Source organism: Desulfonema magnum, from assembly GCF_017377395.1.
Classification (GTDB): domain Bacteria; phylum Desulfobacterota; class Desulfobacteria; order Desulfobacterales; family 4be13; genus Desulfonema_C; species Desulfonema_C magnum.
Map to the genome: position 1 here is coordinate 1597190 of NZ_CP061800.1, position 19617 is coordinate 1616806.

The 19617-nt window shown below is 44.5% G+C and carries 14 protein-coding genes and 2 tRNA genes; 6 read left to right on the forward strand and 10 right to left on the reverse strand.

Annotated elements, in window-relative coordinates:
* Window positions 1-157 precede the first annotated feature (157 nt).
* From dnm_RS06405 to dnm_RS06420, 4 genes are all read right to left on the reverse strand, one after another.
* Entirely contained in the window at window positions 158-895 is a 738-nt protein-coding gene (locus tag dnm_RS06405; RefSeq protein ID WP_207681858.1) for a response regulator transcription factor, read from the reverse strand.
* A 242-nt stretch (window positions 896-1137) separates the two neighbouring features.
* Window positions 1138-2103, reverse strand: coding sequence for a sensor histidine kinase (locus tag dnm_RS06410; protein ID WP_207681859.1), 966 nt, complete (start codon window positions 2101-2103; stop codon window positions 1138-1140).
* 237 nt (window positions 2104-2340) lie between these two features.
* Window positions 2341-2418: transfer RNA gene (locus dnm_RS06415), tRNA-Glu, on the reverse strand.
* Window positions 2419-2429: 11 nt separating this feature from the next.
* Window positions 2430-2505 (reverse strand) — tRNA-Lys (locus dnm_RS06420).
* A gap of 742 nt (window positions 2506-3247) precedes the next feature.
* Here dnm_RS06420 and dnm_RS06425 point away from each other — a divergent pair.
* Window positions 3248-3736 (forward strand): hypothetical protein, encoded by a 489-nt coding sequence (locus dnm_RS06425; protein WP_207681860.1) that lies wholly within the window; start codon window positions 3248-3250, stop codon window positions 3734-3736.
* A 280-nt stretch (window positions 3737-4016) separates the two neighbouring features.
* On the opposite strand, the gene dnm_RS06430 is transcribed toward dnm_RS06425, so the two are convergent.
* The 6 genes from dnm_RS06430 to dnm_RS06455 all read right to left on the reverse strand — a co-directional run bounded on the left by dnm_RS06430 (window position 4017) and on the right by dnm_RS06455 (window position 11350).
* Window positions 4017-5054 carry an ABC transporter ATP-binding protein gene (locus dnm_RS06430; protein ID WP_207681861.1) on the reverse strand — a complete coding sequence of 346 codons (1038 nt, stop codon included), beginning with the start codon at window positions 5052-5054 and terminating at the stop codon, window positions 4017-4019.
* Window positions 5051-5851 carry an ABC transporter permease gene (locus dnm_RS06435; protein ID WP_246556232.1) on the reverse strand — a complete coding sequence of 267 codons (801 nt, stop codon included), beginning with the start codon at window positions 5849-5851 and terminating at the stop codon, window positions 5051-5053. Before dnm_RS06435 ends, dnm_RS06430 begins: the two co-directional genes overlap by 4 nt.
* Entirely contained in the window at window positions 5848-6834 is a 987-nt protein-coding gene (gene wtpA / locus dnm_RS06440; protein ID WP_276571853.1) for a tungstate ABC transporter substrate-binding protein WtpA, read from the reverse strand. Before wtpA ends, dnm_RS06435 begins: the two co-directional genes overlap by 4 nt.
* Before the next feature lie 363 nt (window positions 6835-7197).
* Window positions 7198-8256: a hypothetical protein gene (locus dnm_RS06445; protein WP_207681862.1), complete on the reverse strand. Its 1059-nt coding sequence runs from the start codon at window positions 8254-8256 to the stop codon at window positions 7198-7200.
* A 54-nt stretch (window positions 8257-8310) separates the two neighbouring features.
* A complete protein-coding gene (locus dnm_RS06450; protein ID WP_207681863.1) occupies window positions 8311-9666 on the reverse strand; it encodes a diguanylate cyclase in 1356 nt (451 codons plus the stop codon).
* A gap of 691 nt (window positions 9667-10357) precedes the next feature.
* On the reverse strand, window positions 10358-11350 hold the full coding sequence (locus tag dnm_RS06455; RefSeq protein ID WP_207681864.1) for a S1 family peptidase: 993 nt from the start codon (window positions 11348-11350) through the stop codon (window positions 10358-10360).
* Between the two features lie 1062 nt (window positions 11351-12412).
* On the opposite strand from dnm_RS06455, the gene dnm_RS06460 reads away from it, so the two are divergent.
* From dnm_RS06460 to dnm_RS06480, 5 genes are all read left to right on the forward strand, one after another.
* Complete coding sequence (locus dnm_RS06460) at window positions 12413-12799, forward strand: DUF1987 domain-containing protein (RefSeq protein WP_207681865.1); 387 nt, start codon at window positions 12413-12415, stop codon at window positions 12797-12799.
* Between the two features lie 2 nt (window positions 12800-12801).
* Window positions 12802-14043: an ABC transporter substrate-binding protein gene (locus dnm_RS06465; RefSeq protein WP_207681866.1), complete on the forward strand. Its 1242-nt coding sequence runs from the start codon at window positions 12802-12804 to the stop codon at window positions 14041-14043.
* A 330-nt stretch (window positions 14044-14373) separates the two neighbouring features.
* Entirely contained in the window at window positions 14374-16035 is a 1662-nt protein-coding gene (locus tag dnm_RS06470) for a serine/threonine-protein kinase (RefSeq protein WP_207681867.1), read from the forward strand.
* A gap of 246 nt (window positions 16036-16281) precedes the next feature.
* On the forward strand, window positions 16282-17610 hold the full coding sequence (locus tag dnm_RS06475) for a hypothetical protein (protein WP_207679484.1): 1329 nt from the start codon (window positions 16282-16284) through the stop codon (window positions 17608-17610).
* A 138-nt stretch (window positions 17611-17748) separates the two neighbouring features.
* On the forward strand, window positions 17749-19614 hold the full coding sequence (locus dnm_RS06480; RefSeq protein ID WP_207681868.1) for a tetratricopeptide repeat protein: 1866 nt from the start codon (window positions 17749-17751) through the stop codon (window positions 19612-19614).
* The last annotated feature ends 3 nt before the right edge of the window (window positions 19615-19617 follow it).

Below are 19617 nucleotides of genomic sequence, written 5' to 3' on the forward strand. Positions count from 1 at the left end.
TAAAGCATAAAAATTTCGACCTGTGCGGTTACAATTTCTGTAGGGTGGGTTCCGCTTCGCTCCACCCACCCTACAGCTACCTTTAGTTATGCTTAACTGCACAGGTCGAAAATTTTATAATTTTTTTCCTAATATCTGACACCCAATACTAAAGTTTTCAAAATCCGTCCGAATCATGATCAAACACATAACCCACGGACCGGAGACTTTTGAAATAAACAGGTTTTTTGGGGTTATCCTCAAAGTATTTCCGAAGCCGCACAATAAAATTGTCAACAGTTCGGGTTGTTGTCTTTCCGGTATATCCCCAGCCGATTTCCAAAAGCTTGCTTCGCGAAAGCGGTTTGCCCCGGTTGGCAATAAAAAGCTTCAAAAGTTTGGCTTCCTGCTCGGTCAGACAGATTTTTCCGAGTTTGCAACAGGCAGTGGATGTATGAAAATCAATCTTGTTGCTCCCGAATGTATAGGTTTGCGGCAATAAAGAAACATTGTCAGAATCACTGGCATTACTATACCAGGACACATGCGTCAGAAGACGCTCGACCCTTAGCAAAAATTCTTCAAGATTAAAGGGCTTTGAAAGATAATCATCCACGCCATAAGAAAGCCCTTTCACCTTATCGCGGGAATCCCCTTTGGCAGAAAGGATCAGAATCGGAATCCGTTCATCCTCAAGACGGATACTCCGAAGTACGGATAAGCCGTCAATAACAGGAAGCATGATATCCAATACAATCAGATTCGGACGCCATTCTTTCCATTTTTGGAGAGCCGAAGCGCCGTCAAATGCAAGGAGTACTTCATATCCCTGAAACGACAAGTTTAATTTCAGACCTTCTGCAATATGTTCCTCATCTTCAACGACCAGAATACGTTTTTTTTCTGAATTTTTCATTTTTGTCATCTGTTATTTGTTAGCTTGTTATCTGTCAAATGAACAGACGGTTATTGAAAATAAAAATCAGCACTCGAAACCAAAAACTGGGAGTGCCAAACTTGCAGTTCGGCAAGGCTTGTTTCCGCGGGATCCGGCACTTTATTAACTTCAGTCACTTCAGACACTTTCATATAAACGGCCATGATCTGCCGGTCACAACGAAGTATGAAAGTTTTGCAGTTTTTCCTGACACTTAACACTTAACACCTAACACTTTCATATAAAGGGAGAATCAGAGTAAAAACAGTTCCTTTTCCAATCCCGTTACTTTTGGCAACGACTTTGCCCTTATGAATCCGGGCGATGCTCTGCACCAGATAAAGGCCAAGCCCGCTGCCTTTGGCTGACATATCATCTGCCCGGCCAACCTGATAAAATTTTCTGAAAATTTTTTTGATATGGGATTTTTCAATTCCGATACCGTTATCTTCAAAATGGATAAAGAGTTGGCGTTTTTGTCTTTCAAACCTGATAGTAATTCTGGGTAACTCGGATTTATTATACTTTATGGCGTTTGTCAGCAGATTGATCAGAAGCATTTCAAACAAGGAGGTATTGACAGGATATAAAAAAGACTCCCCCGAAGCATTAAGGATACTGATTTCACAATTCTGGAAAAGATGGCTGTTGCCCGCATAGAATTGTTTAGCAATCTTAACAAGATCCGCTACTATGAAATCACCATTATAGCTCTTGCTTTCAATTCTGGCAAGGTTCAGAATGCGATTGATATTATCTGAAAGTCGCCTCGCGTCCTGAATCATGTAGTGAATATATTTGGATTGTTCCTCCCGGGGAAGTTCGTATTTCAAAAATGTTTCCAAATACAGTTTCAGGGAGGTGACAGGGGTTTTCAGTTCATGGGTAAAATTATTGATAAAATTATGTTGGAGCCGATACAGTTGTAATGTTTTCTGATGATAAACAAAGATCGTAAATATCCCTGCCAGAATGATCCCCACCAGAATCGAAAGAACCATAATCACAACCCAGGTCTCAGATTCCAAAACCTGATCAGGCGCGATGTTGAATTTTCGCACCACCGCCTCCAGCCCCGTACTGACTTCCATATACCAATAAATATACAAAAACAGAGACAGACCCAGAGCCAATATAGAAAATATAAAGACAAAAACAGGATGGAAAAACCATTTTGAGCGATTCATTTTGAGAGAGATTCTGAGAGGGTTGAAATGAACAGACTTATCAAAATCTGAATATCCCTTTTTCCTGAGCCAAAAGAACCTTCCCGTCTCTCAGATATAATCAAATTAAGTGCTTTTTATAGTATGAATGTCAGCGAGATATTACCCTGTTCTTTGAACAGTTCATCCAATTTAATTGATTCAGATAGGAAAATAAGGAGTGATAAAGATGTATAAATCTTGGTTCTGTAATAATTGTGGCGTCCCCAAGGGGATTTGAACCCCTGTCGCCGGCGTGAAAGGCCGGTGTCCTGGACCGGGCTAGACGATGGGGACGTACAATTTATTGGCGGGCCGTGCTGGGCTCGAACCAGCGACTCTCTGCTTAAAAGGCAGATACTCTACCGACTGAGTTAACGGCCCGTTTAAAAAAAGACTATATAGTAAGATTATTTTTTTTTGTCAACAGAAATTTAAAAAAAAATACTTTTTTTTAAAAATACTCATTTTTGATGAAATAAAAACTAATTTTTTAAAAGGCTTAACTTTTTAATATCTGTTAGCAACCAGAGTTCCCGATTCTGCTTCCACAACATTCTGAAATTCGGAAAATACTATTTTTCAGTTGGAATCAGCGTTTTTTCTCGGAAAACCTTAAAATCCAGACTCCCTGTTTTCAGATAACAATATTCCCTATGAGCTTTTTATAACCTTATAATAGCAGCTTTCAAAAAAAGCAAACAAAATTTTAATTTTTTTTTACCGTGAAAATACATTTTGAAAACCCGGGTTTTTTATCTGAAAATATTTTTATGACCGGGATGACCGTGGGCGAAAAACCCGGCTTTTTCATGAGCGTTTATTTTTATCCGGAACGAGCCATCAGTTTTCACTCAATAATCAAGTTTTTTTGTCATTCCTGCTTTCGCAGGAATGACAGACTTTTTGTTTGAATCGGATCAAAAAAACTTGATTATCGAGTTTCAGCTTTCGGACCACTGACAACGGAACCCTCATTCGTGTTTACACATTCTTCACATAGTTTCTTCATATTTTCTTCACAACGGCCTGTTATCTGAAAGACAACTTTATGATCGGAAGGTCAGAACATTGTTTTCGAACAAATCTGAAAAAACAACATCAGTTTTAAAGGAGGGTATGAAAAATGATTAAAAAAATGATTATATCAGTTCTGGTTGTTATTGGTATGGCTATATCGGGAATGGCATTCGCGGACGAGGCGACCATCACAGATCAGCAGCAGAAAGTCCGGCCCCCCCGCCCCTTTCATAATGAGGATACTACCGGAAATCAGCAGGGATTTCAGCCTCTCCGCCGGCCCCATAAAGATAATGCTGGCAAACTTCTGGGAAGATATTTGCATGACAACATGCTGGCAGAAGCGATTTCTGAAATGACAGGAGAGGCCATTGAAACTGTCATGGAGAAACTAAAAGAACAGCATCCGAGGGCCTTACTGGAAGCATATGAAATTGATCCGGAAACCTTCAGAAGCGTTATGGATGGGAAAACCATAACCCTGGCGGAAAAGGCAGCAGGATGCGGGATAATTACAGAGGAGCAGGCGGCTGAGATTGTCGAAAAAATTCAGTCTCATGCGGCAGAGCATGAAAACAGTGACACAGATATGTAGCTGAATAGTCTCCCGATCATATTGTTTCGCGTGGGCAAGGGCTTGTTGCTGATGACAGGCCCTTGTTTTGTTTGTTCTCAGGTCTGAAGTTTGTGATTTGTGATTTGCGATTTGTGATTTGCGATTTGTGATTTGTGATTTGCGATTTGTGATTTGTGATTTGTCCCCGGGTTGCACGGTTCGTTGTGACCAGCAGTTCATGGCCCGATATAACATCCCTGATGTCAGAAAGCGATGAGAGACCTCCTTGCAAATTCCGTTTTACTTTATCCTGAGTACCTCAGAAATTATGAATGGCCCTTGCAGGAAATGAGATGGAAACCGCTTCCCCTTCCTGAATTGCCAACTCAGACAGGGCTTTTTGGGTTATCAGGGATTTGAAAACAGTCTCCCCGGCACGGATATGAACTTCATAAGTAAAACCCTGGGCAAACACGCCGGCAACCTTTCCTTTGAACATATTTCGGACGGTTGAAGAAAAGGCGTCTCTGGTGATAAGGATATCTTCGGGTCTGATGGCAATATGCCCCTGTCCGTTGTCCGGCTTTCTTCCCAGTTCAATTTCCAGATCGCCCAGGGACGTTTTTGTTCCTTCAAACCGGGCCTTGAAAAGGTTTTTCATGCCCACAAAATTCGCTACAAACGCGGACATGGGCTTTTGAAAAATGTCATCAACCGGGCCTGCCTGTTCAATATGACCATTGTTGATTACCGCGGCCCTGTCACCCAGAGACAGGGCATCAACAAAATCATGGGTCACCATCATAAAGGTGGTCCCTGTATTCCGATGGAGCGACTTCAGGGCATTACGAACCTCTTCCCTGAAGTTGGGGTCCAGTGCGGAAAGCGGCTCGTCAAGAAGAAGGACCTCGGGCCGGACTGCCAGTGCCCGCGCCAATGCCACTCTTTGCTTTTCTCCCCCGCTCAGATTGCCCGGAAGCCGATCCAGAAGGTGGGAAAGATTCAGCAAAGATACCAGTCTGTCAATTCTCTCAACCGCGATTTCTCCGCTGATCCGGTGATATCGCAGACCGTAAGCAATGTTTTTGCGGACTGTCAGATGAGGAAAAAGGGCCTGGTCCTGATAAACAATGCCGATGCCTCTTTTTTCAGGGGGCAGCCCGGTGACTTCTTTTTCCTGAATAAAAATTTGTCCCCGGGTGACAGGTATCAGCCCGGCAATGGCCTCAAGCAAAACCGTCTTTCCCGAACCCGTAGGCCCCATGAGAACAAAAAACTCGCCTTCTGAAATATCCAGACTGATATTGTCCAGAAAAAATTCCGATAATCGGACGTGGAGATTTTTTAGCGTGATCATGCTGTTTCAGTTTTTGACAGGGTGAGCATGCGGAGTACGAAAAACAGCAACAGGCATATCGTCACAAGCCAGACCGCAACCGGCTGAGAGTATTTCAGTCCGTAGCCCTCAAAGCGTTCATAGATCATCACTGGCGCGGTCATGGGGTGATAGGCCACAATGACCACGGCACCGAACTCGCTGATCGCCCTGGCACCGCACATGATAAAGCCGATAACCATGGTTCGCCATGCCAGGGGAAATGTCACCCGGAAAAAGGTTCCGAACATGGATGCCCCCAAGCTGCGGGACACATTTTCGAGCCTGGGGGAGACCGCCTCGAAACCGTCCCTGACCGTATTGATATAAAAGGGCAGCCCGACAAAAGTGAGAACTGTGATGATCCCTGTGACGCTGCCCATGAGCCGTATACCAAGTTCATACATGATTTGTCCGATCAAATGGTTTTTTCCTGCAACACTGAGGAACGCGATTCCCACCACTGGATGGGGGATCACGATGGGGAGATCAATGATGCTCTCCAAAAGCCGCTTTCCCCTGAAGTTTGTCCGGGCCAGCAGATAGGCCAGAGGGGTTCCGAAAAAAAAGGAGATCAGCGCGGCCGCTCCTGCTGTGTAAATACTCAGCCCGACAGAACGCATCACGTCCGGGTCATTTAAAGTCTCTCCGAGCATGGACAGAGACGGACCCGTCACCAATTCGATCAGCGGCAGCAGGATAAAGACCATCACCACAATGCCGCACGAAACAGTAAACCAGAAGAATGGTTCCCTTTTTTTCGCAGTTTTCGGAATCAATTCTTCACTTCAACCAAAGATTGCAGGGGGGTCGGAAGTGTGGCCTTCATGGCTGCCGTGGGCACGCGACAGGGCACAAAAGGGGGCTGCCCCATGTCTTTCAGCACTTTCAGTCCGCCTTCCGGATCCAGCATATAGGCCAAGAACGCAAGGGCCGCGTCCGGGTTGGGCGCATCTTTGAGCAGGGTCACGCCGTAGGTGCAGGATTTTCCTCTGATGTTCATAAATGTGCCTGGTTTTTTTCCGGTCACGCGAACCTCGGCCTCGGCATACAGGTTGTCATATTTATAATTCCCGAGATTGATCTGATCAGGAAGCATCACATATCTGAGGCCGTGCTGAACGGCCACGGAAAGATATTCCCAGGCATAGTCCATGTTACCGGTCTGGAGCAGGGAAACCAGTTCAACAGATTTGGGGCGAACATTTTCCATGGGCCGGTTCGCGAGCAGTTTGTCATAAAGTCCGGGGGTTTTATAATGTTTTTCAGCCAGTTGAATGACCATCAGTGACCGGTAGCCGCACGGATCGAGATTTGGATCCGAATGTCCCCATACGACTCCTTTTCTCTCAAGAATCTTGTACCAGTTATCCGCACTGATTTCCTTGGCATATTTACTCTTGTCCGTGTGACAGAGTACGAGCTGGTTGGTAGCGAAGCGGATGTTCCAGTTCGCATAATTGGGAATCAGGAGCTTGTCAATCACCTTGTAATCGGCTGAGGCCATGATATCACAGGGCTTTTTCAGATCACTCACCTTACGGGCTGCCTTTGAACTGCCGCTCGGTTCGCGCTGAAGGTCCACACCCGGATATTTCGCCTCAAATGCTTTTTCCATGGCCGCAAACGGCACGGTCAGGCTGCCTGCGTGAAACATGGTCAGTTTACCTTGGGGTTCTGCCTCTGCCGCGCCGGCAAACAGACACGCTGATGCGATAAACGCAATCATTATAAAACCTGTTGTTCTCATTCTGAATGTCACTTTTTCCTCCTTATTTTTATTGAAAAATATATTAAAACAGACCCATAAAGCCATTGCTCAGAATACTTCTGAGGAGCATATATCGGAATCTTTTCCCGGCAAGGATAAGATATCTTCTTAATGTAATTTTTAATCATTTTGAAGTCAATATTTTTTTTATATTATCTGAAAGACTTATAATGACTCTTTATAACTATAAATTACCCAAAAGCATGTGGGGCATATCTGTAAAATTGTTCCACAACAACGTATGAACTGACAAATGAAGGATGATAAAAAAACCTGATTATAACGGATTTGGAGGAAGGCCGGCCAAGCCCTGTAAGGGCGGCATATTTTTAGCATTTTTTCGAGCTACTGATACTATAAAATTAAGAGACTGTTTTTCACTTCTATCTGAACCTTGTTTTTCAATATTACTTGTTGCCAGTTTTTATATTCTGCTGGCGGATTATATTGATTTGTTGAAATATCATATTTCCCCTCGACACCCGTCATTACCGCCATTGAATTCGTAGCCGCAGCTTTTACTCCGTCGTCCGTCGCTCTGTAACCTGCGTAGAAATCATTACCAGGCCATGACACATGGTCCCAGGCCACGAAACTGAAAAGTTCACAATCAGCGAATTCATCATCTTCTTCCTCATAATTTTTTGGTTTGCATAGCTGATGTTTGTTTTCATTTCCTTTGGTTAAGGGCCTGACAAGAAAAACTGTCCCATTTATCTCATATCTTTCGTTTTCGCATTCCCGATAGGGATCGTAATACACCGCTTTAATATTTGGAAGGTCGGCACCATGATTTTCCAAAAAACTTATCAGTGTGTTTTTAAGCTCACGGCCCAGCCGGCCTCTGAACTTTCCTGCAAAGTGACCGCAGCCAAGACCCGGAACAGTTATAAATGCCATTTTGCCTTTGTTCTTTGCAATCTTGTTTGCATATATGAATGATGGTAATAATCTTCTTTCACAGAGCTGATAATATGTTTCCGGGTTTATTTTCCCATTTCTTGTAACCTCCTGCCAGTCAGCAGGGACATTGTTTTTACCGTTCCGTAATAATGCGCCCGGAATAAAAAGAAGTGTCGCCTTAAACGGAGCCTTATGCACTTCAGGATGATAATGTCCGGCATTGTCAAACACCGTCACCAATACAGCGATATTAATGTCACCTAATATCGAAAGCTCATCCTGATTCCAGTCCGTCCCGTCACCGCAGACAGCACTCTCTGCAAAAATCTGGGGATGTTTGGTGCTGATAAGCAATTCAATAAATTCCACAGGACTTATTTGAAACACATTCTTATCCTTCAGTTTTTCCTGCAAATATCTTCCCGCACAGGTTCCGGCTTCAATCGCTTTAATATAAGATATTACCTTTTCATATGTTTCCTTATTTATTAAGATGCTATAGTTTTTCATGTTTTTTTAATCCGTTAAGTTGCCTGTTATGACAACTGCTCATATGCTGAATTGTCAGACCACTTCCTCACATCCGCACACAGCATCTTTCCCTTTTTTTTTGATATTGAACATGGCCTTGTCCGCCAGTCTGAGCAGACGGGTCATATCATCGGCATCGTCCGGATAGGCTGAAACTCCGCAGCTTGCCCGAAGCTTCACATGATGGCCCCGGTTTGAGAGATAAACGGTCTCTCGCATCCGGGCGCGGATTTCTTCGGCTTTTTCTATGGCCTGTTTTTTGTCAAATCCGGGCAAAACAACCACAAATTCATCGCCGCCGTAAGCCACGCCGTAAGCAGGTTCCGTAAGGGTTTCCCGAATGGTTTCCGCCACCTCCTGAAGCGCCTGGCTGCCATTGAGATGACCATAAGTGTCCACCGTGTGTTTGAAATTATCTATATCCATAAAAATCAGGGAAAGCGGTGTGTTGTCTGACACGCTGGTTCGGATGAGTTCAGGCAGAACCTGGTAAAGATATCGGGTGTTATAAAGACCTGTCAGATTATCATGCACGGCCAGATAGCGAAACGTCATTTCACTGTGTCGGAGTTCTTCCTCTGCCAGCTTTCTGGCAGTATTGTCTGTCACAATCCCCTCCATAAAAGGTTCGCCTTTGTCATCTGTGGCCAGGCGAACATTGAGCAAAAGCCATGCCGGTGTTCCGTCTTTACGCCTGATTCTCAATTCATAATTCGTTAATATTTTTTTCTTTTTCAGGGATGCGATCATCTTCTCACGGTCTTCGGGATTATAATAAAATTCTTTGCTTATATCTTCATTTGTGAGAATTTCTTCAGGCAGGCTGCAGCCCATAATGCGGACATAGGAGGGATTGGCGCTGAGAATTTTTCCCGACAGCGTGCTTTGAAACATCCCCTGGACGGCGTTTTCATACATATTCCGATACTGTGTTTCAGCCTGCCTGCGTTCTGCGATTTCCCGAATCAGTTTCTCATTTGTTTTTTTCAGTTCCTGTTTTGACCGGTTTAATTCCAAATGGGTTTTGACCCTGGCGACTAATTCTGCTTCATTAAAAGGTTTGGTCACATAATCCATCGCGCCGATCTCAAAACCTTTTACAAGACTTTCGGTCTCTGTCATTGAGGTGAGAAACAGAATAGGAATATCCCGGGTTGCATCATTTTTCTTTAATCGCCGACAGACTTCAAATCCGTTGATCCCCGGCATAATTATATCCAGAAGAATCAGATCAAACCTGTCGGATTTCACCAAGTCAAGGGCTGTTTCGCCGTCCCAGGCAAACATCAGATGATATCCTTCTCTTTCTAAAATACACGCTGCAAATTGCATATTAATCGGCGCGTCATCAACAATTAATATTTTGAATTTTTGATTTTCATTGCTCATTTCAGTCATTTTTTTTATTTTTGTCCGGAAAATGATAATTGGTCATCAGATTCTCTGTTTTTGCATAGGAAATTATGAAACATGCCTCATTTACAAGGATTCTGTATAAGAAGAGAATAATACTCGATGATCCGGTTTTTTTCTGTCATTCCTGCGAAAGCAGGAATCCACTGCCTCCGGATTCGTAAAATCTATAGAAAACAGTTCCCTGCTTTCGCAGGTTTCATCCCGTTCTTTGTTCTTGCAGACTCGATATTCAAGTTTTTTTCTGTCATTCCTGCGAAAGCAGGAATCCACTGCCTCCGGATTCGTAAAATCTATAGAAAACAGTTCCCTGCTTTCGCAGGTTTCATCCCGTTCTTTGTTCTTGCAAACTCGATATTCAAGTTTTTTTCTGTCATTCCTGCGAAAGCAGGAATCCACTGCCTCCGGATTCGTAAAATCTATAGAAAACAGTTCCCTGCTTTCGCAGGTTTCACCCCGTTCTTTGTTCTTGCAGAATCGGGAGAGCCGTCGAACGAAATAACAGGCTGTTTGTTCAAATCCGGTCAAAAACCTTGATCATTGAGTGTCACTAAATTCAGCTAACCGAAAAAAAAACCTGATCATCGAGTGATAAAAGAATTACACATGATTGTGTCATCATCAGCGCGGTTTTTTAATTATAACCTACCATATATAAACGAAAACTTCAATCATTTTTTAATGTTAACCCTCTGTCTGTAATGAATTTTTTCAGTTCAGCGTTGCTTGCAATTTTCTGTAAGAACAGATAAAGTTTTTCAGAATGGGGGTGGGGTAAAAAATGACGAGGAATAATCGTAGGCTTGCAGGAATCATACAGCGGTATGTCAAAAAAACTGCCACTGAATATATCGTTATATTCAGCCATTCCGCAGGATTTATGAGGACATTCGTAATAAAATGAGCCTGATGTGTCTGAAAAACAATCTGAATATCTGAAATAGTAAGGATTTGTATGCTCAAGGCAGGCTTCAAGTTCTTTGTAAAGCACCGTCTTTTTTTTTTCAAAATTCGCCTGAAACAGGAGTCTGTTCTGAGACAAAAGTTTATCCAGGGAGTTGATGAAGCTCATTCCCGATACTTTTTTATCCTTCTCCTGCTTAGGAGAAAGTGAAGAAATTTTGCTTGTGTCAACTTTTGCGGATGCCATACCAATAACGATTCCGTAGGTGTCAAACACCGGGCTGCCTGAATTTCCGGGATGAAGGACAAGGTCTGTCTTATATGTTACATTTTCAAGCACACCTGACAATGGGAGATTTCCTTCGTATTTATAATAGATATCATTTATTTTTCCGTTACTTATCTTAACTTTTTCTGATGCGAAAGGATAGCCCATAACAACCACAGCATCCGAAGGATCTACAAGTTGTTTGTCGGAAACACGTTCTGCAATATGCTTTTGAATCTGTACATAAGGCGTATTTTTTTCAAATATGTTCAACAGCGCCTGATCGTGTTTCTTCTCAATGTAAATCACCTCAGCATGTGTCAGCCTGTTCTTCCATCTCACGTTGATCGCATTCGCGTTCTGAATCACATGATAACAAGTTGCAATTGTGCCATAAGCATTAATAAAAAACCCGGTTCCGGTTCCTTTGTCTGTTTTTATAAGAACCACAGTTTTTGAACAGTTTTCTGAAATCTTTTTTATGTCCATTGAATACCCCTGATGGAAAGGAAAAAAGAAGACCGCCAGGAACAGGATTAAACAGTTAATATTATGCTTTGTTTTCATATAGTTGTATCTCTTATTATATATGGATTGAAACAAATCGCGTCCCCTTATCCGGAGTGACAAACTTGCAGTTTGTCAATGCGGGTTTGCATGCGCCGGAGATTCCGAACAGATTGCAAAAAATATCCGAAGTATCGCAATATAACACAGCGTATATAAAGAGGCAAAGCAAAAAAAGTCTGGAAATCCTTTGCTAATAAAAATGAATTTCTTTTTAGGGATTTCCCCAAAAATAAAATACCCGGTGTAGGGTGGGTGGAGCGAAGCGCAACCCACCGCACAAGGTGGGTTGCGCTTCGCTCCACCCACCCTACATTTTTTGTATCGGTATATTATTTATTTCGAGTTCCCTTACTCGATAATCAAGTGCGGTGGGTTGCGCTTCGCTCCACCCACCCTACATTTTTTGTATCGGTATATTGTTTATTTCGAGTTCCCTTACTCGATAATCAAGTTTTTTCGTCATTCCGTTCGGCGTGAGCCTTCGATCAGAAGCTTCGGCGTGAGTTCACCGAAGCCCCAGTCAAACGAAATGACAGGCTTTTTATTCGATCCGGATCAAAAACCTGGTTATCGAGTTTTATAAAATGAAAATTTTTTTGTTGAAAAGTCTGAATTAGGTGAATACGATATATAATTTAGGATAATTGAAAAAATTTCCGAAGGACTGGGAAGTCCGGGCAGGTTTGGTTCGGATTTGTCATTCTGAACCGAACAGCGGCAAGTTCGTTTTTCCTGACTTTTCGATCTGCCTATAATCGAAAATACTCCCGCTGGATGGGGAAATTCAGCGGGTCAGGTTCGGAATTATCAGCGATACAGAGCAGGTAAAATGCAAATAAATGAATCTCCTGCTGACCGGAGAATATGCTTTGCCTGCTCTGCATCACTGGCAGGCAGTTACATTTGAGTTTTTTAATAAAATTGATGAGAACAACTCATATTTCATCTAAAAAGAGTTAGTTGAGTTAAACGGAGGTAAAAATGGACCAACTGAGGATTGAAGCCACAAAGCGCACTCCTGACATATTTTTTGACTGCCAAAACAATCTCCTTGAAATCAGAGGGAGGTCCTACCCCGCGGACATTTCCGAATATTACACCCCTGTTTTTTCCTGGCTGGAGGAATATCTTGAACAGCTAGATGACAAAAAATGCACCGTGAACATTGATCTCACTTATTTTAACAGCAGTTCTTCAAAAACATTGCTGGACTTTTTTACAATGCTGGAAGAGGCAGTAAGAAAAGGCAAAAGCATCTCTGTAAACTGGATTTATGACGCGGAAGACGAAGACAATCTGGAATACGGAGAAGATTTTCAGGAAGATTTGGAGTTGCTAACATTTAACCTGGTTCAAAAGGAGGGATAAAGATGAAAAATTTAACAAAAGTTTTCACTGCTCTGATTATCACTTGCATTTTTTTCAACATATGCTTCATCAGCAACGAGGTTCATGCTGAAGATTTTTATCATCTGGGAGTGGCCCTTCCCCTCACCGGTACCGGAGCATTTTACAGTAAAGACGGCATTGACGCGATCCAGCTCGCTGTTGAAGAGATCAATGCCAGAGGGGGCTTTATGGGAAAATATCCCATAAAGCTTTTTATCCGCAATACCGGCACAAAGCCGGATGCGGCTGTCCGGGAGACAAAAGCCATGATTTTTTACAACAATGTCCGGTGTGTTCTCGGAACATATTCCAGCGATTGTGCCATGGCCATCAAGCCTGTGGCAAAGGAGCATGGAATTCTTCACATTGCCGCGATCAGCAATTCGGAAAATATCACTCTGAAGGATTTCAGCCCTTATACATTCTCAGTGGTTCCCAACAGTTTTATGCAGGCCAATGCGGTGGCCCTGGGTGTGGCCCGTCTGGCCAAAGAAAAAGAGTGGAAAAAATATGTGACTATTGCCTCGGATTATGAGTGGGGAAAAACAACCCAGATGAATTTTGTTCGTCACTTGAAAAAAGTCGCGCCTGACTTGAAATTAATAAAAAAATTATGGCCCCGTCCGGGAGAGAATCAGTTTGCCTCCTATATCACGGAGATCATGTCTCTGAAACCCGATTTTGTCTATGGGTCCCTGGCCTCCCGGGATAACATGGTCTGGATGAATGCAGCCAAGACGCTTAACTTTTTCAAAAAAATTCCCTACCCCGGTTCACTGATCAGTGTGTCCGAACTTATCAGCCAGGCGGACACAATTCCCCGGGACATGATCGGACTTTGCCGCGCCCCGTTTTTTGCGCATACAGATGTCCCCATGATGAAGAATTTTGTGAAAAGCTTCCGGGCTGTGTATAATCGTTATCCCAGTGACTGGGCTGTAATGGAATATGACGCTGTTTATATATTGAAACAGGGGATTGAAAAAGCCGGTGATATTGACAGTGAAATGGTAAAGAATGCTTTGACAGGATTAACCGTGGATACAACACGGGGGAAACTTTTTTTCCGAAAGATTGATAACCAGCTCAGTTGTTCGTCCTACTTAGGGGTGGTGGCTGACGATCCTGATTATCCCTTCCCTGTTTACAAGGAACTGATTGAAATCAAGGGTCCTGATTCCTGGCGATCTGAAAAGGAAATTCTCTCGGCAAGGAAAGAGTAATGCCTGCTATGGCAGGGGGGCAACGCGCAAAAAATGAATCCCTGCCGACCGGCAAATGCGCTTTGCCCGCCCCGCATAAGTGAGATTGATCGGATATAAGGCCTCCGAGGTTTTCAAAACATCGGAGGTCTGTGACACTCGATGTTCAAGTTTTTTGACCCGGTTCGACTAAAAAGCCTGTCATTCCTGCGAAAGCAGGAATCCATTTTGGGCATATACGGCGATTCCGGGAGCAGTGGATTCCTGCTTTCGCAGGAATGACAGAAAAAAACTTGAGCATCGAGTGACAACAAAAATTTTGGTCAGGTACTTACATGGGAGATAAATCACATGAAAAAATACCAAGCCTCCCCTTTTGGGAAACGATATGAAATTTTGGAGGAGATTGGTCATGGCGGGATGGGAAGTGTTTATAAGGTCTATGATGCGGTGAGGGGCGAAAACCTTGCGCTGAAAGAGATGAGCCTGCGTCATACAGAATCACCTGCTGCCATACTCGGATTCAAAAATGAGTTTCGTATTATGTCAGAATTCCGGCATCCGAACATTGTGCGGGTGTTTGAATTCGGAATGAGTCAGGAAAATATTCCCATAATCACCATGGAATTTGTCTCCGGCAAGAATCTTTCCGAGTTATCTGACCTCTCTGTTGAGCAGGTCGTTGATATGCTCATTCAGATATGCCAGGTTCTCGCGTATATTCACTCGCGTTTATATGTGCATCGTGACCTTAAACCCGACAATATCAAACGTCTGGATGACGGTTCTGTGAAATTGCTGGATTACGGGCTGATGAGTCAGCTCGGCATATTGGCATCAGGCAACGTCTCAGGCACTTATTATTATATGGCACCGGAGGTCATTCTGGGCGGTATTATTGATGAAGGTACGGATCTTTACTCGCTGGGAATTATCGGATATGAACTTCTGACAGGACAGCGTCCTTTTACCGGAAGTAAAAAAGAAATATTGCAGGGGCATCTGAAACAGGTTCCTCCTGAACCGGAGAATATTCGCCCGGATATCCCTGTGTCAGTCAGTGCAATGATCATGAAACTCCTGGAGAAAGACAAGGATCGCCGGTATCGGGATTGTTCAGAAGTATTGGAAGATTTGCAGTATCTGGCCGGAAAAAAAGAAGTTATTGAAACATCAGAACTGAAACAAGGCTACCTGTACAGCAGCAAACTTGTGGGACGGCTGGAAGAAATAAGGACCTTTAAATTCAGTCTCAGACAATTCCAAAACGGACAAAGCGCGTCATTGTTCATTGGCGGGCCGGCCGGTATGGGAAAAACAAGGCTCCTCAATGAAATGAAAATTCTCACGGAACTGGAAGGTATCCGATCATTGTATATTAACAGCCAGGTCGCGGGAAACCATATCTATGGCTGGATGAATGCCCTTATGCAGCATCTCATTCCCCTTTCCGACGAGCAGGATGAAAATCTGAATTTCAAAACGCAAAACCCGGACCAAGTTTCAAGTTTCAAGTTTCAAGTTTCACTCCGGATAGCTTCCGTGACCCATACTGCCCCTCTGGTTTTGTTCCTCGATGATCTGCACTGGATGGACCTGATGAGCCTTCAGGTGCTGAACGAACTGATCCGCGGTAAAGAAAAATTCAGGATGCTCATTGTCGCCAGTTTCAGAAATGACGAGGTTGAGAAAACCTCCCCGCTGTGGCATACGCATGAGGAGTCCCTCAGCGATTACTTGGAACTTTCGCCCCTGGACCGCGATCAGGTCCGCACATTAATTGAAAACCTGCTCAGTCCGTCTGCTGTTTCTGAGGAGTTTTCCGCGTACTGCTTCAGAAACTGCGGGGGCAATGTTTTTGATCTGATTGAGTTTCTGAGATACATGATCACCCAGGGGCATCTGACAAAATCCGGGAATCAGTGGACAGAGCCGGTGAATCCTGATACCCTGTCCTTACCTGCAAAATTGGAGGAACGTCTGATTCTCAGGACAAATAAACTGGATATTTGACCTTTCCAGTATTGAAATTAACATGCTGTTTATATTGAGTTTACATAAATTAATCTCATGAAAATGCGTTTGAAACCAGCTTATATTTTAAGAATGCGAATCTGTAGTCAGACACTCGGATTTAAAATTTTTCTTGGCATACGACGGACTTCGTGATATACTGTACAAATATACGGTTCGGAAATATATGTCCGAGCCTCTGACCGCCCTGATTCCGGGTGCCGATATTATAAGGAGGTTCTTATTATGACAACGAAAACCGCTGAGGAACATTTTACCGAAGAAATGCTTCGTGCCGCCGAGGAGTTCGGAAAAATACTCCGCCCGTATTTCCGCCGGATGCCTGATGAGGATATGGAAACCCTTCTTCTCATCAGCATGGCGGTATTTCTCGGAGCGGACAATGTTTACCAGGTTATGCAGGTGCTCGGACTCCCGAAAACCGCCACCTATGACCGTGTTAAAAACGTCAGTGTTTACTGCTGGCGTAAGTTCCTGCAGAATCACCTTTACAGCATCGCTGTTCCTCTCCTGCGGGAGAGGCTCACCATGAGCGATGCCACAAAAAGCCGGGACGGACTGATTATGGCAGTCGATGACTCCGTGATTGCCCGTATTGCCACGGAACTCGGCTATGTATGGAAATGGTGGAGCGGCCAGCTTAAACGCGTGGCGAACGGGCAGAACGTGATCGCTCTGATTCTGGTAATCGGCGACATTATTCTCCCTCTCGACGTGCGGATAGTCTCCAAACAGGGCAGGGGGCTTAAAACCAAGCCTGAGATATATGAGGAGATGCTGAAAGCCGCCGAAGCAAAATTCGAAGCCGCGGGCATTGACATCAGCCGCCTCGGAACTACAGGTGATGCGGCATATTTTTCTCAGGATATCGCGGCATTCTGCCGCGGTGAATGTTCGGAAGAAGCCTCGTCCGAATCGGATGCGTCAGCTACAGACACCGGCCTTGCGAACGAAGATGCCGAATCGTCCGATCCCGCACTCTTACTGACTCTTACCGGAATTTTCCGCGGCAAGGACAACTACGTCTTTGAAATTGACGGAGAAATCCGGAAGGCCGGCCAGTGGCGGAAAAATTTCAAAGATCGTCTTACTCCCGGATGGGGAACAGACGGACAGCCGGTGTATCGAACCGAAGCAGTAAGCGAAACCTTCGGCGAGGTTATTCTCGTCTTCTATATTCCGAAGGGGAAACGGGCGGTCAGCTACCTTATTATAGCAGGACGACCTCTGCGTAGCAGCGAGGCACTGCATGCCTTCGCCTTCCATCATCGCATCGAAGAATTCCGGAAGCTCCTCAAAGACACTCTCGAACTGGGAGCAATGCATCTCCGAGATCGGAAGGGGGCTCATGCCTGCGTCGGCGTCAAAGTCATCGCATACCTCGTCGTCAATATGATGAAGCAGAATCTGAGGAAGCTCCGACGCTTCCGAAATGTGACCATTAACAAGTTAGTCAGACTCTGCCCGAAGTTCGTTGACGTCCGAAAAATTTTCAAAGAGCATTTTCAGAGTATTATTCCCAATAATCACACGTTGGATAAGGCTTTAGCGTGATTTCAGAAAGGTCAAGATATTGAAACAAGAGCCCTGGCCGACGCGGCCTCAGTTCTCGGATACGAACTTAATTTAGAAAGCTGGCAGGTTGTCTCAGAATACGAGGAGAAGCGATTTTTCCACGGGATTGATGCGTTAATGCGCCACCAGATTATCATAAAGACAAACGCGCATTATCAGTTCGGCCATGACAACATACGTGCCGCGCTTTACGGGCGTCTGACAGAGGAACAAAAAACAGATTATCATCTGAAGACAGCAACATTTCTCGAAACAAAAGTAGGAGAAACGCATCAGGAACTCATTCCCACCATTGCCAGACATTTTGTGGCCGCGCACGATAAAAACAAGGCCATTGAATATTCTGTTCAGGCTGCCAAAGCAGCAGAGGAAAATAAAGCAGAATGGGAGGCATTTGCTCATTATCGGAATGCGGCCCGCTTTCTGGAAGAAAACTCCGGTACGCTGACCCAAGGGCAGGATGCCCTGTTGCTGGAAATTTACGAAAAAGCGGCTCAGTTCAGCAGCGCGGCCTGGATTGACGCGGCCACGTGTCTCCGATGGCTGCAAAAAGCCATTGATTTCCATACGCAGAACCAGGATATGGAAAAGGTTTTCAGCCTGTCCCTCTCATACATCGTCACCAGCAGCATTACCGGTAATTACGACGCTGCCCGGTGTAAAATCCCTGAGATTATCCGAACCTGCGAGGTTCAGGAAGGCACAATTCCGTGGGCCATACTTTACGGGGCAGGGGTCTGCCTTGTGGATTGGTATCAGGGCTATCAGAATAATTGCTTTGATCACGCGGTCAAAGCCATCAGCATCTTTGAAAAGCATTCTGACACGTTGCCTGCCGATGTCTGGCCCGCGTATTCCTGGGCCTTGTTCTGGCGGGACAAAGCCAGAGCCTATCTTGGCAGACCCGTGGATATGGCGAATGTTGAAAAAATCCGTGAACTGATGACCCAGGGCAAATCAGACAAAACCATTTACTGGCACACCCTGACCGCCGTAACTGCCAGGGCAGCGTTCACGGGACGATGGGCAGATTTGCTGACCTGGACACAGCTGGCCTCGCAATTATCCCGGGAAATGGGGAAAGTCTTCTGGTTTGAATGTTGGATTTCACATTCTTATCTCTACGGCGCGCTTCATTACGGCGAGTTCTCACAACTGGAGAATCATATTGAAAAGGTCAGCGCCAGTCCTGATCCCTATCAGGTAAGGCTGTCCTATTTGTTTCAGGGGATGTTGTGTTTAAGCCGGAAGAATTACGAAGAAGCCGAGCAGAATCTTAAAGCGTTTCTCCGACGGGAAGAAGAGACCCGGGATAATTCCTATCTTGAAGGATTTATTTATCTGGCCTGTACCTGTCTTGCAACCGGTGCGACTGACAAGGCCAGGGAGTATATAGAAAAAGGCTCACAGCTCGCGAAAAAAGGGCTTTATGAAAACCCGCTGTATCAGCTTCAGTTCCTGCAATTAAACGCGGAACTGGCGATGAGACAAGGGGATTATCCCCTGGCTGAAACCTCTCTGGTTCAAAGCCTTCGTCTGGCAGAGATGCTGGATAACCCGCTTCAGAAAGGATTCATCCAAAAATTACGGGGCAGGCTGCATCTTGAGCAAAATAATCGTGAGGAAGCTGAAAAACGATTCATCCTCGCCAGAGATATTTTCCTTTCTCTTAATAACAAATATCAGGCAGCCCGGGTCATGACCATGCTGGAACCGCTTACTCGGAAAAAACACGATACAGGGCCTCGGAAGAATACTGACGCAGACACTGCCGCATTACCGCAAACAGTGGTTGAAGGGGACACTGCCACATTAACGCAAACGATAGCTGAAGAAATCACCGGATCCCTCACCCGGTCAGAAGAGGAGATCATATCCGAATTAGAGAAACAGGTGAAAAAGACGTGCCCCGATACAAAAAACAAAGTCAGTGACGTGGGATTGGAAGAGACCGAACCAGAAATATTGAAGACCGAAGATTGAAAA